We start from the raw sequence: 11027 nt of genomic DNA, 5'->3' as shown, positions 1-11027 counted from the left end.
AGTAGACTGTTTTCCCCCGATTGTTCAGAGTAGTCGAATTCGATCATCGAAATCAACGACAGTTAGCACGCCAAATATGTAGCACGAACTGTACAGTGATCGACGTTGTCGTACTTGTCGTAGCCAGTGTGCGGGCCACTGATACGCTCGTCGTCCGATGGGAATGCATTGAGCGTGCCGTCGTCAGTTGCGTTCTCGACGCGGCCATGTGCTTGCAGCTGGCAGCGCTATGCTACTACTGAACAAAGTAGCATTTATTGCTGAGTAGAAGAATCTACTAGCATGGCAACGTCAGTGAAAATGGACGAAGGAACGAAGTCTGATTTGGAGGAACTCCAAGCAGAAATTCGTCTAAAAGCAGGAAAGCAAGTAACGCAACAGGAAATTCTCGCCCGGATCGTTGCACAAGCGGTTGACTCGAAAGCTGATCTCATCGATTCATTTCGCGATGAAATGCCAGCACTCGATTCAAGTGAACGAGAAGCGTTCCACCAAGGAATGGTCTCTTCTGGCGTGAAAACATCGGAATCGGACATCGACGAAGAGTTGTACGGATGAGCGTTCTTATCGACACTGGTGTTTTTTACGCCCATCACGATGAAGACGCTGAACGCCATTATACTGCGGTTTCTGCGATGAATACAGTACTTTCTGGTGAATACGGACAACCGTACACCAGTGACTATGTCTATGACGAAACGGTCACATTAACTCGAATGCGGACTGGTTCATTTACGGCTGCAAAAACCGTCTCCGACCGTATTCTTGGACGTGAATCATTCCCAGAGATATTTGAGATTATCCAGATGGGGCACGACGACTTTAAGGCGACAGTCGATACATGGATCCAATATCAAGACCACGATCTGAGTGTGACTGACGCAAGTCTTGTGACGCTCTGTGAACGATATGATATCGATACTCTCCTCAGCTTTGACTCAGATTTCGATGGAATCGTCCATCGAACAGACCCCTCTCATATGTCTACGGAATAAGAAGAGCGAGGAGAATTAGTTCGGTAGTTCCTTCCGTCCGGTTCGCACGCACGGCCAGCACGGGAAGTCACCGAGGCCGTCGCAGTCGCAGTCTTCGGGTTTGGTCTCGTCTTTGTCTTCGGATGGGAAGGTGTCGCGCGTCCCGTCGTCGGTTACATTTTCGACGGCGGCCATGTGTGTGCAGTAGGCGTTTCGGTGGACGTGATGCGGACCCGGACAGGCCATCAGTTCTTCAGTCACGTCGTCGATGGAGACGGTATACTGGTGGGCTGCAGGGTTCTCGTGGCTCTCGTTGGTGACGTCGACGAGTCCGGGAGCATGGACGTCGAAGGCGAATTGGTCGGCCTGTGCGCGTTTCTGTGCCGTCTCGTCAGTTTCAAGGGCTAGGGGCGATATTCGAGAGAAAATAGAGCCCAGAAACATTTCCTTCGTGGAGGACAATCCACCATGACAATGGCTCAAGAGAAACTAACTCTCCTGCACGATTTACCGCCAAGCGCCAAGCTGGTCTACAAGGTATTAGAATACGAATCTGACCTCACCCAAGACCAACTCGTCACGGAAACCCGACTTCCGCCTCGAACCGTTCGGTATGCGTTAAACGAGCTGCACTCATGCGATCTTATTGAAGAAAAACTTTATTTTGCGGATGCTCGGAAGCGACTCTATTCGATTCAAACTGACGAAACCCAGTAAGTGAAGTTCCGGAGTACAACAAAGTGGAAACAGAGCGCCAACAGAGGATCACAGCTAAAATATGGAGTTTGAGCCACCTTGTGCACCGATTACGCCTCGTACGTCTCATTCCAGAGGACCGTATCTAAGTAATCAATGAACCGAGTCATACGACCGTCTTCCAGGTCACAAACGTGTGCAAAGGGAACAGCAAGGGGCTTGTCTGACGTTCTGTGCTTCCCACGGAAGGTACCGAGGACCACGATCGTGTCACCACCATCAATGAATTCATCGGTGTCGACCTCAAAATCCTCGAAGTCCTCAAGGCAGGGGGTGAACACGTTCTTTAGGATCTCCTCAGGGCTATGGTACGTCCCACCGTAGATGTCGCCCTCAGGCTCGATCCACTCGATATCCTCGGCCATTGTGGCCATCGGTGTGTCGATGTCACCCTCGTTGAACGCGTCATAGACACGCTGCACGATTTCGACATTGCTCTTAGCAGCGGCGCTCGCCATGGTTCTTCACCAAGTCGTATGTACGTCACCCAAAAGCATAAAGATAGATATGTGCTAGCACACCACTCCTATGATTTGACACCGTTCTTACTCCATCAAACGTACTATCGTGCTCTACAATCTTCGTTGAGACGGTGAATCGTGAAATAGTGGGTGTAAAGTAAGCAATTCCAGAATCAGTCAGTCAAGATAGATCAATTTGACAGCATGCTCCTGTCTCGAGTTCATTCTCCTCGATGTACCGGGCCAAACACGCATAATTACAGAACTGTCCAATAGTGGTTCGTTCTCCTCCTTGTTCTTCGTCGACAAAGACAGGCTCATGCGCATGGACGTCACTTCCACAGTACGTACAGGCTTTGCTCATATGCTGTGAGAACGAGTTACAGAAGGAAAAGAGTAGTCTCAACGAATCCGGAGATAGGCAACTGATCCAGTCATGTTTCTGTTACCCCGTTCGACGTCTGAGATCGATACTGAGCAAGCTGGCGATATCCACATTCTTGGCATTGATGAATGAGACACAGGTGCAGTCTTTGATACGCTGTCGTCTGAGACGGCTCGCAAACTCCTTGTGGCGATCAATGACGAGCCAGGGACTTCGTCTGAATTTGCCGATCGCCTTGAGACGTCAATTCAAACCGTTTCCTACCATCTTATCCGTTCAGTCAATCATCGTCATCCTAGAAATCATAAGAAATCTTTGTATGGCTCCTTGATATTTAATGGTCATGTATGAGTCAATTCTGATTCCAACCGACGGTAGCCAGAAAATGGAATCAGTCGTTGATCAGGGACTCGAGCTGGCTAAGCAAAATAATGCGACTGTTCATTCACTCTATGTAGTCGATGAACGAGCGTATCTGGCGATTCCGGATGAGGAACGCGACCATGTCCGCAAAACACTCGAGGAGGATGGTCAGGCCACAACGAAAGCCATTGAGGAACGGATCCTTGACGCCGGTCTCGATGTCATTCGAGAGATCCGATGGGGCGATCCCAGTGCGGAGATCCTTACATATGCTGTCGAAAATGAAATCGATCTCATTGTGATGGGAACCCATGGCCGGACGGGATACGAACGGTATTTGCTCGGCAGCGTGGCCGAGAGAGTAGTACGAACCGCACCAATTCCTGTTTTAACGATCGCGGTTGGCAATATCGATAAAGTAATCGCAAATATCCAGGATAGGCTACGGAGTGAATCGGCAGTTGAAGCGACAGAGACGGTATCTGAGACACACGATCAGGTTGACGAACTCCCAGACTCATGATATTCATAGTTTAGATAATCAATCCAGGTTCATGCTCGTAGTGGAAGATAATGTATTTAAAAGAACATGGATTCAAAAAGAACGTATTCGAATTATATCTTGTGTCGCAAGAGTAACCAACTATCTGAGAACGGCCATGTGTGTGCAGTAGGCGTTGCGGTCGATGTGGTGCGGACACGTGCAGGCCATTAGCCGGCCCTCTATATCCTTCAAAGCGAAAAACGCCATCCTAATCGAATTCATAGCATGAACTGAGGTATTCAACGACCGTTACACGTGCCTGTATTCTGGGATATGATGACATGCTACTATAACTATGTTTGAACGATTTTCCGCTTTTTTACTCCCTCTTGGAGAACTGTGTCTGGGAAAACAATGAGTCAAGCTACAAGCGTCGACACGAGTTCAGAGCAATTCCACGGCGGGGTGATAGCAGGAGCCATCATCGTAGTACTCGGCTTTCTTGCGATCCTATTCCCATTTTTCGCGGGAATATCGGTATCGGTACTCCTTGGTGCGCTCTTGGTTGTCGGTGGAATCGTTCACGTTGGGCATGCATTCTCGGCTGGTAGTTTCTGGGGAGTTGTCTGGCAAATTCTCCTCGGGATTCTTTACGGCATCGTGGGAATCATGTTCTTGGCGAATCCAGTTGTCGGTCTCACGTCGCTAACGATTCTTGCGATTGCGTTCTTCATCGTCGATGGGGTCGTTGAAATCGGGTGGGCTGTAGCGGGTCGGGGGAATAGACGATGGATGTGGCTCCTTGCGAGCGGTATCCTATCGCTAACCGTCGCTGGCCTGCTCTGGGTTGGGTTTCCGGCCACAGCAGTGTGGGCGGTTGGTCTCCTCCTTGGTGTGAACCTGCTCTTCACCGGATTTTCGATGGTTATGCTCGGACGAGCAACTCGGAAAACTAACGCGGAAGAAACATCAGCAGATGAGCGAGGTCAAGAAGCGTAAACAGAGACACGTACCACATTCACTGGTTCACTTTTAGATAGAATCGCGACAGTCCGAACGAATGAAAGGGGTTAGTTCGGCCGTTTCTTCCTTCCCGCTCGCACGCACGGCCAACACGGGAAACCACCGAGACCATCACAATCGCACTCCGTTGGTGTGGCATCATCTTCGTCGTCTCGAGGAATGCGGTGAGTATCCTATCGTCGATTGTACTTTCGGCAGCTGCCCTATGTTTGCAAAGGACATTCCGATGGAGATAGTGCAGACAGGTGGCGACCATCAGGCCGAACGACTCTTCTGACGAATCCTGCGAATTGGACGGTAAATTATGGTTTTTGGGCTGAATCGAACCGTCGTACGAGAACGCGGATCCACCAGAGTTTCAGCCCACTTGCCACCACCGTTGCCACTGCGGCACTAGTTGGCCGTCGTTTCCACGCGGCGACGAACGCATAAAGGAAAGCCATCGCGCTGACCGAATTGCAAATATTAGGGTAGGTGACTCCCATGGTTCCTCTTCCTTCCTCGCGTACCCACCAGCGTTCGGCGAGGACGCCTCGAGTCATCCACGCATCGTCCGTTTCCGGCGGCGAGAAGAGAAACGGGTTGATCGCGGCCCAAAGCAATCCCGCGAGGAGGAGTCGCCAGTCGCGCTGGTAGACGGCGTAGACGAGGACAGCCCCGGTCGGGACCCGAGTCCACCCACTCTTCGGGTTTGCATGCCGCGACCAGAGGACTTCCTCAGTCCTGTCGAGCGTGTCTTTCATACTGATTTATTGACGCTGATCAGTCCCCTTGTCCCATCGGGATACGAAGTAGATGACTCCGGCAAGACCAATCGCCAGGGAAAGGGCAACACCGCGACGCCCGACGGTGCCTCGAACAGTGCTCTGGATCGTTCCGTCATGGCGGGACGGAGGTCGTTTGCTCTCGACGAGTTCTCCAAACGACGTCGCGAAGTGTTCGACATCGTCCCAGTCTGTGTACTCGTAATCACGCGACGTATCTGTATCGAGGCCAAATGCGAGCGCGGCCAATTTGAAGAGCCAGCGCATCTTGAAGTCGTACTGCGTGTACTTGAGGGCGCCTGCGAACAGGCCTACTCGATCCGGATGCCAGCCGGTCGTCCCTTCAAGCTTCTCGACGTAGTCCGCTGCCCCGTCTCGGGCCCACTCCGACGAGAAAGCGGACGCCAGCGACAACTGGAAGAACCCGGATGGCCGGTCAGCCAGCGCTTGGTTGTAGCGCTCAACGAAAGTCAATACCTCTGGTTGATGCGTACGGTTGTTAACCGAGGCACCGATTAACACCCCATCGAATTCACTCACGGCGATATCGGAAGCCTCGGACACGTGGGTAGTCGTCACGTCGAATCCCTGCCCCTCGAGGACCGAGTCAATGTACTCGGCCACTTTCTTTGTTTGGCCCTCACCGGTTCCGTACGCGATAAGGATCGAAGTCATGGCGAAATATGTACGTCACGAAGCCCGAAATAGGTTTCCTGACTTTATTCGAGAGCGAGCTCAGTCTTTGGTAGCCAATCAGTTTCAGCTGAGATTCGCTCGAGGAAATCCATAGTGGCGTCCAGGGCACCATTAGGGAAAATATGGATTTTTGGGAAAATCTATATTTGTCTGTGACTCCTAGAGGAGTGTAATGCCCGATTCAGATCCACTGTGGGAAGGAGACGTTAACGAAGCAGTCGTTGAGGAATGGAAAGCGGAGACGACACCATTCGAACGCGTCCGTGAGGTACTTCTCTCGACGACTAGCCCACAGTACGCTAAAGAACTCGCCGAACGCGCCCGCGTTAGCGAGCCAACAGCTCGAAAACATCTTCAAATCCTCGTCGAAGCAGGTATCGCTCAGACGGAAAGGACAGGACGCGGAGAACAATACAAACGCTCGCGACAAACCGTCGCGATGCAACGTATTAGCGAGTTACATACCCAACTCTCACGGGAAGAGCTCGCAAATGGTATTCAAGATCTCCGAGAGCAAGTACAGGCGTATCAAGACGACTTTGACGCGACTACTCCGGATGATCTTGCACTCCAGATAGAGTCCGCAGAGACCGACGAGTGGACAGCCGTTTCGGAGTGGCGAGCACTCGAAAAGAATCTTCACGTTGCACAGGCGGCGCTTGCACTCTATGATTTTACCCCCGATAGTGGAGATCGTACTGAGGCCACTGGAAGTAGTGAGTCTCGTGGAGCGTTCGCCCATGGAACCGATTCTGGAACACTCGTCTGAGAAATGGTAGGCGATTCATCTGCCGGAATTTCTTCTGACGAGCTAAGTGGTGCTATCGGACCGCCTGATGCGGCTGAGATGCAGACGATACGAGATATTGTTCTTCAGGAAGAACCCGTCGTCGAGGACGCGGTGTTCGATAATATTCTCTCTCCGAAAGAACTCCGTGTCATGTTCACTGATGGAATTGGAGACGCTACGTGGTGTCGATTCGATATCACGTGGTACGCATCCGGAGCATACCGATTTCACTACGTAGATGAAGTCGATGTGAACTGGCGATTTGATCGACACCCGAATACCCATTCCCCGGAAAAGCATTTCCACGAACCGCCGGAAGCAGACTCGCAAACGGCAATTCAGTCATGCATAGAAGTTGAGGAACCACGGCTTGTGTCACAAGCCGTGTTGAAACTGTGGCGTCGGGGGTACGAAACCGAGAGTTTTGCCGAGCTCAATACCGCTCAGAATCCACCCTAATAGTCTCCATGAGCGTTCGCTGGTCGGTGATATCTGTGAATGTCAATTGCCGTGCCATGGATAAAAAGAGCTGAAGCAGTGGTTAGTTCGGCAGTTCCTTCCGTCCCGTTCGCACGCATGGCCAGTACGGGAAGCCTCCGAGGCCGTCACAGTCGCAGCCTTCGGGTTCGGAATCGTTGTAGTCCTCGGAGGGGAAGGCTTTGAGCGTTCCGTCGTCGGTTGTGTTTTCGACGGCGGTCATGTGTTCGCAAAAGGCATTGTGGTGGATGATGTTCAGTAGGCTTGTCGTGGCTCTCGTTGGTGACAGTGAGGAGTCTGGGGGCATCGACGTCGAAGGCGAATTGGTCGGCCTGTGCGCGTTTCTGTGCCGTCTCGTCAGCGTCACGGGCTGCGGATTGCTTTGTACTCATGGTCTTCTGGTAGCATTGGGAAGACCGGTGCCGGGTGTTGGCGCATTTGGCGTGTTTCAACACACCAAAGGGAACCGTTCTTTCTACGCCAAATTATGCATTATACCGATTCTGCGTGTGCCATGAGGTGGTGAATTTGTCCACATCTGGTGTTAGCGTGGTCACTTCCTTGCTTTTACTCAGTACTGTACGTCGTAGTTGAAAACACCAGGTCAAACACTTTCCGCTCAGCCTTCCGGAGATGCTGATGGAAAGTCGGTGGGGCCACACCCATTGATTCGGCAACATCCTCACCAGACGTCTCACGGGGCCACTCAAAAAACCCTGCGTGGTAGGCAGCATCCAAGGTGGCGTGTTGTCTATCGGTGAGATCCGATACAAGGTGCCGAAAGAGGCGCTGAGAATCGTCGTGCGATCGCGTAATCTGCCGGCGGCGGATCATCTCGGCCTGTGGATATTCTTTTTCAACGGCGTCGATGACCCGGTGAACGTCGACACTCGGTGCAAGGTGGATTGTCATCTGGTAATTGCCGTCATCGATGGTGACCTCCTTGATGTTACCACCAATGGATGCGACGATCGAGAGTATGGGTGGCTCAGTTAGCTTGAGTTCGAAGCTAGTGGGAGTCCCCTCTGAGTGAAAGGTAACCGCATTCCAGTGAGGGAGCGTTTCGACGAGGCTGGTCACGGTATCGATAGCATCCGATGTTGCGGTGCCATACACGAGGAACTCGTCATCGCCGATCGGAACCGCGTTATCGAGCGTGATGGTCCCCTCCATCTTGGCCGGGATGCCAAGGGTTGCAGCGACGTTTTGAATCCGAAACTCTAGTTCGACAAGTTCATCGCTCATCAGCGCCCGTTTTCGCTCAGTAGCGGCGATTGTATGGCCTATAATCTCACTGAGTTGAGCGATTAACTCGCCTTCGTGGCCGTCGAATGCAAATGGCCGCTCCGCGTAGACACTGAGTACGCCATAAACGGTATCCTCGTGAATAATCGGAATTGCGGCGGACGATCGGAAACCGTACGATTCGATTTGATCCCGCCAGGGATCGTACCGGGAGTCAGAATCGAGGTCCTGTGATGTCTGTATCTCGCCTGTTCGGAACGCTCTGCCGATGGGGCCCTTGCTCCGATCATCGTCGGGATCGACAGAGATCGTGATCCCATCGAGATCACCCTCAACGCCAGCTTTAGCCCGCATGTTCACTGTTTGAGTAGCGGCATCGGCATCGCCAATCCAGGCAAATAGGTACGAATCGGAGTCGGCAAGGTGCTCACAGACGGTCGCCTCGATCTCCTCGCGCGTGGATTGGTTAATAACGGCGTCCATGATCTCCTGAATTACCTTGTTGAGACTATTCAGCGCCGTGAGTTGCTCGTTCCGGTGAATCAGTTCCTGCTTGCTATCTACGCGTTTGTACGCAATTTCGGCGTTCGTCGCCAACAATTCCAGCAATTGACGGATACTCGAATCAAATCCATCGACATCACGTGACCCGGCGGTAAGAATCCCTTCAGTACCCAGTGGGACGAATAGCCCGGCACGCATTTCGGTCGCATCTGGGGACATCTGAAGGTTTGGTGACTCAAGCACGTTCTCGTAGTACTGGGGGTCGCCACTACTGAACACGCTGCCTGTGATGCTACTATCGTCGGACGGGACTTCTGGAAACTCCTCACGCATGAAGTCAGCCTCGCGAGACGTTTTCTCGGGGACGAGGCGGTCACGTTCGGCATCGTAGTCATAGAACACGACTCCAGGGAGGTCGAGGACATCGCTCGCCGTCTCAATGAGAATTTGGCTGATTTCTGGTGTCGTGTCCGCTGTGAGGAATCCGCGTGACGAAGTGTAGAGCGCCTGGAGTCGCTCTTCGTATTGTTTACGTTCAGTTACGTCCTGTGACACCGCCATGGCAGCGAACACGTCGTCATCGTCGGTAGTCAATGGGATCGTTCGAAATTCCAACGTTCGTCCCTGGACCTCCAGCTCGAACGAGTTTGCTGTACCATCGAGTGCAGCACGGTAGTGTGGTTCGATGATCTCTGAGACGTCCTCAGAATACACTTCTTGCATGCGTTTGTTTTGAAGGTCGTTAGCGTTGAAATCCAGGTTGTTAAAGCCCTGTCCTCCGACAATCGTATGCTGTAAATCGTGGTTTAGGAAAGCGACTGCTCCGTTTGGGAAGTTCTCTACGAGCGTGCGGTAGCGCTGCTCAGATTCTTCGAGTGCCCGTTCACGTTCTTTGCGTTCAGTGATGTCTCGGAAGTAGACCGAGAGGCCGCTCTTGGAAGAATAAGCCGTGACCTCCAGCCACGCCTCAGCTGCATCGGAATACTCCTCGAAGGTGACAGGGGTCTGGGTTTCCATTGCCTGTTCGTAGTAATCGATAAATGAGCGATGGAGGTCGCCGGAGAAGGCGTCCCAGACATGTGAGCCCAGAAGTTCTTTTTCCGTCTTCCCGACGAGCTCTTCGGCGCGGTCGTTGAGGTACGTGAACCGCCAGTCCCCATCTAGTCCGCAAACAGCGTCATTAATGCGGTCGAACACCTCGTTAAGTTCAGATCGCAACTTGGTTCGCTGGTGTTCGAGCTGCTGCTCCTTTTGCTTGAGGTCGGTAACGTCGTAGTAGAGTTCGACACGGCCGCCCGCGTACTCTCCAGACTTGATGGGTTTACTTCGGTGTTCGAGCCAGCGACCCTCGTGTTTGTCTCCCGATACCACGTGGCATTCAAAGTGTTCAGTATATGTGTTGTCGTCGTACGTCGCCAGAACCGTCTCCGTAAACTCCCCAGAATCCTTGACGATCCTTGCGATGTGCTCGTCGATGAGTTGGTGCTTGTCTCTGCCAACGACCTGCTCGCGATCAAGCCCAAAGTATCGTTCCGTCGCGCCGTTGATCCAGGCGATGTCAAAGTTCTCGTCGAGGACGAAGATGCCGACTTCGACGTCTCCGAGGACATCGTCGATAAGGGACTCCGCAGCAGCCGACCAGTCAGGAACCGCTTTATCCGCGTTTGTCGGCGATCGCCACCATACACGGGCATTCGCGCCAACCTTCTTCGTTTTGATCTTGTTATGCTCGACAAGCCGCTCCAGTCGGGCGTAGGTGCTCCGTCGACCGAGGCCAAGGGACTCAGCCACTTCAGGCGTCGTCCAAGGTTCCTTAGACTCGTCGAAGATTGCGAGTGTTTCTCGAAGACTGTTGGTTAGCGGTTCCGATTTCATTATCCTGTATACTGGACACCCCGGATATCAAGGTTCCGTCGATGGAGTCATTCTGTCGAGATAGTACCCAATATGGACGGATGTGCATCCCGAACAAAATCGTCAACAAAAATTGCCGTACTAATTCAGAAGCCGTCCACCATTCCGGTGAGAAGAACCTAATCACTTCTAGCGTCCCCTTACGGAAATCAAGTTCATTCATCTATCACAGACTAACTGATGCTGACCAA

The 11027-nt window shown here is 52.3% G+C and carries 15 protein-coding genes; 8 read left to right on the top strand and 7 right to left on the bottom strand.

The genetic code is table 11. The features are described 5' to 3' along the window. The first annotated feature begins 282 nt into the window (after positions 1-282). Positions 283-558: a hypothetical protein gene (locus tag ACN2TU_RS22525; RefSeq protein ID WP_435158603.1), complete on the top strand. Its 276-nt coding sequence runs from the start codon at positions 283-285 to the stop codon at positions 556-558. Then, positions 555-995 (top strand): type II toxin-antitoxin system VapC family toxin, encoded by a 441-nt coding sequence (locus ACN2TU_RS22520; RefSeq protein ID WP_435158602.1) that lies wholly within the window; start codon positions 555-557, stop codon positions 993-995. Before ACN2TU_RS22525 ends, ACN2TU_RS22520 begins: the two co-directional genes overlap by 4 nt. Positions 996-1010: 15 nt before the next feature. On the opposite strand, the gene ACN2TU_RS22515 is transcribed toward ACN2TU_RS22520, so the two are convergent. Then, entirely contained in the window at positions 1011-1418 is a 408-nt protein-coding gene (locus ACN2TU_RS22515) for an SWIM zinc finger family protein (protein WP_435158601.1), read from the bottom strand. A 30-nt stretch (positions 1419-1448) separates the two neighbouring features. On the opposite strand from ACN2TU_RS22515, the gene ACN2TU_RS22510 reads away from it, so the two are divergent. Beyond that, the gene (locus ACN2TU_RS22510) at positions 1449-1691 is read left to right on the top strand and encodes a MarR family transcriptional regulator (RefSeq protein WP_435158972.1); all 243 of its coding nucleotides are present in this window, start codon (positions 1449-1451) and stop codon (positions 1689-1691) included. An 89-nt stretch (positions 1692-1780) separates the two neighbouring features. Here ACN2TU_RS22510 and ACN2TU_RS22505 read toward each other — a convergent pair whose 3' ends face one another. Both ACN2TU_RS22505 and ACN2TU_RS22500 read right to left on the bottom strand, forming a co-directional pair. Continuing rightward, the gene (locus tag ACN2TU_RS22505; protein WP_435158599.1) at positions 1781-2188 is read right to left on the bottom strand and encodes a nuclear transport factor 2 family protein; all 408 of its coding nucleotides are present in this window, start codon (positions 2186-2188) and stop codon (positions 1781-1783) included. Positions 2189-2372: 184 nt separating this feature from the next. Further along, positions 2373-2555 (bottom strand): hypothetical protein, encoded by a 183-nt coding sequence (locus tag ACN2TU_RS22500; protein ID WP_435158597.1) that lies wholly within the window; start codon positions 2553-2555, stop codon positions 2373-2375. A 177-nt stretch (positions 2556-2732) separates the two neighbouring features. Between ACN2TU_RS22500 and ACN2TU_RS22495 the strand changes: the two genes are divergently transcribed. The 3 genes from ACN2TU_RS22495 to ACN2TU_RS22485 all read left to right on the top strand — a co-directional run bounded on the left by ACN2TU_RS22495 (position 2733) and on the right by ACN2TU_RS22485 (position 4422). Then, positions 2733-2927 (top strand): helix-turn-helix domain-containing protein, encoded by a 195-nt coding sequence (locus ACN2TU_RS22495; protein ID WP_435158971.1) that lies wholly within the window; start codon positions 2733-2735, stop codon positions 2925-2927. After that, a complete protein-coding gene (locus ACN2TU_RS22490) occupies positions 2920-3462 on the top strand; it encodes a universal stress protein (RefSeq protein WP_435158595.1) in 543 nt (180 codons plus the stop codon). The genes ACN2TU_RS22495 and ACN2TU_RS22490 overlap by 8 nt, the downstream gene beginning before the upstream one ends. A 375-nt stretch (positions 3463-3837) precedes the next feature. Continuing rightward, on the top strand, positions 3838-4422 hold the full coding sequence (locus tag ACN2TU_RS22485) for an HdeD family acid-resistance protein (RefSeq protein ID WP_435158593.1): 585 nt from the start codon (positions 3838-3840) through the stop codon (positions 4420-4422). Positions 4423-4748: 326 nt separating this feature from the next. Here ACN2TU_RS22485 and ACN2TU_RS22480 read toward each other — a convergent pair whose 3' ends face one another. Both ACN2TU_RS22480 and ACN2TU_RS22475 read right to left on the bottom strand, forming a co-directional pair. Then, positions 4749-5189 (bottom strand): DUF6653 family protein, encoded by a 441-nt coding sequence (locus tag ACN2TU_RS22480; protein ID WP_435158592.1) that lies wholly within the window; start codon positions 5187-5189, stop codon positions 4749-4751. Positions 5190-5195: 6 nt separating this feature from the next. Beyond that, complete coding sequence (locus tag ACN2TU_RS22475; RefSeq protein ID WP_435158591.1) at positions 5196-5885, bottom strand: flavodoxin domain-containing protein; 690 nt, start codon at positions 5883-5885, stop codon at positions 5196-5198. Between the two features lie 193 nt (positions 5886-6078). Here ACN2TU_RS22475 and ACN2TU_RS22470 point away from each other — a divergent pair, with 193 nt between their 5' ends. After that, positions 6079-6675, top strand: coding sequence for a winged helix-turn-helix domain-containing protein (locus ACN2TU_RS22470; RefSeq protein WP_435158590.1), 597 nt, complete (start codon positions 6079-6081; stop codon positions 6673-6675). Between the two features lie 78 nt (positions 6676-6753). Beyond that, the gene (locus ACN2TU_RS22465; protein WP_435158589.1) at positions 6754-7155 is read left to right on the top strand and encodes a toxin-antitoxin system TumE family protein; all 402 of its coding nucleotides are present in this window, start codon (positions 6754-6756) and stop codon (positions 7153-7155) included. An 82-nt stretch (positions 7156-7237) separates the two neighbouring features. Here the strand turns inward: ACN2TU_RS22465 and ACN2TU_RS22460 are convergent, their stop codons facing one another. Continuing rightward, positions 7238-7396 carry a hypothetical protein gene (locus tag ACN2TU_RS22460; RefSeq protein WP_435158587.1) on the bottom strand — a complete coding sequence of 53 codons (159 nt, stop codon included), beginning with the start codon at positions 7394-7396 and terminating at the stop codon, positions 7238-7240. Between the two features lie 344 nt (positions 7397-7740). Next, positions 7741-10797, bottom strand: a complete 3057-nt coding sequence (locus tag ACN2TU_RS22455; protein ID WP_435158586.1) for a bacterio-opsin activator domain-containing protein — start codon at positions 10795-10797, stop codon at positions 7741-7743. Between the last annotated feature and the right edge of the window lie 230 nt (positions 10798-11027).

This window comes from Haladaptatus marinus (assembly GCF_051194195.1).
Note: the sequence above shows the minus strand (reverse complement) of the source record. Positions and strands in the feature narration are given on the sequence as shown.

Bases quoted from the DNA above. Each gene is read 5' to 3' on its own strand.
- ACN2TU_RS22525 (WP_435158603.1), top strand. From the start codon at position 283: ATGGCAACGTCAGTGAAAATGGACGAAGGAACGAAGTCTGATTTGGAG.
- ACN2TU_RS22520 (WP_435158602.1), top strand. From the start codon at position 555: ATGAGCGTTCTTATCGACACTGGTGTTTTTTACGCCCATCACGATGAA.
- ACN2TU_RS22515 (WP_435158601.1), bottom strand. From the start codon at position 1,418: ATGTTTCTGGGCTCTATTTTCTCTCGAATATCGCCCCTAGCCCTTGAA.
- ACN2TU_RS22510 (WP_435158972.1), top strand. From the start codon at position 1,449: ATGGCTCAAGAGAAACTAACTCTCCTGCACGATTTACCGCCAAGCGCC.
- ACN2TU_RS22505 (WP_435158599.1), bottom strand. From the start codon at position 2,188: ATGGCGAGCGCCGCTGCTAAGAGCAATGTCGAAATCGTGCAGCGTGTC.
- ACN2TU_RS22500 (WP_435158597.1), bottom strand. From the start codon at position 2,555: ATGAGCAAAGCCTGTACGTACTGTGGAAGTGACGTCCATGCGCATGAG.
- ACN2TU_RS22490 (WP_435158595.1), top strand. From the start codon at position 2,920: ATGTATGAGTCAATTCTGATTCCAACCGACGGTAGCCAGAAAATGGAA.
- ACN2TU_RS22485 (WP_435158593.1), top strand. From the start codon at position 3,838: ATGAGTCAAGCTACAAGCGTCGACACGAGTTCAGAGCAATTCCACGGC.
- ACN2TU_RS22480 (WP_435158592.1), bottom strand. From the start codon at position 5,189: ATGAAAGACACGCTCGACAGGACTGAGGAAGTCCTCTGGTCGCGGCAT.
- ACN2TU_RS22475 (WP_435158591.1), bottom strand. From the start codon at position 5,885: ATGACTTCGATCCTTATCGCGTACGGAACCGGTGAGGGCCAAACAAAG.
- ACN2TU_RS22470 (WP_435158590.1), top strand. From the start codon at position 6,079: ATGCCCGATTCAGATCCACTGTGGGAAGGAGACGTTAACGAAGCAGTC.
- ACN2TU_RS22465 (WP_435158589.1), top strand. From the start codon at position 6,754: ATGCAGACGATACGAGATATTGTTCTTCAGGAAGAACCCGTCGTCGAG.
- ACN2TU_RS22460 (WP_435158587.1), bottom strand. From the start codon at position 7,396: ATGACCGCCGTCGAAAACACAACCGACGACGGAACGCTCAAAGCCTTC.
- ACN2TU_RS22455 (WP_435158586.1), bottom strand. From the start codon at position 10,797: ATGAAATCGGAACCGCTAACCAACAGTCTTCGAGAAACACTCGCAATC.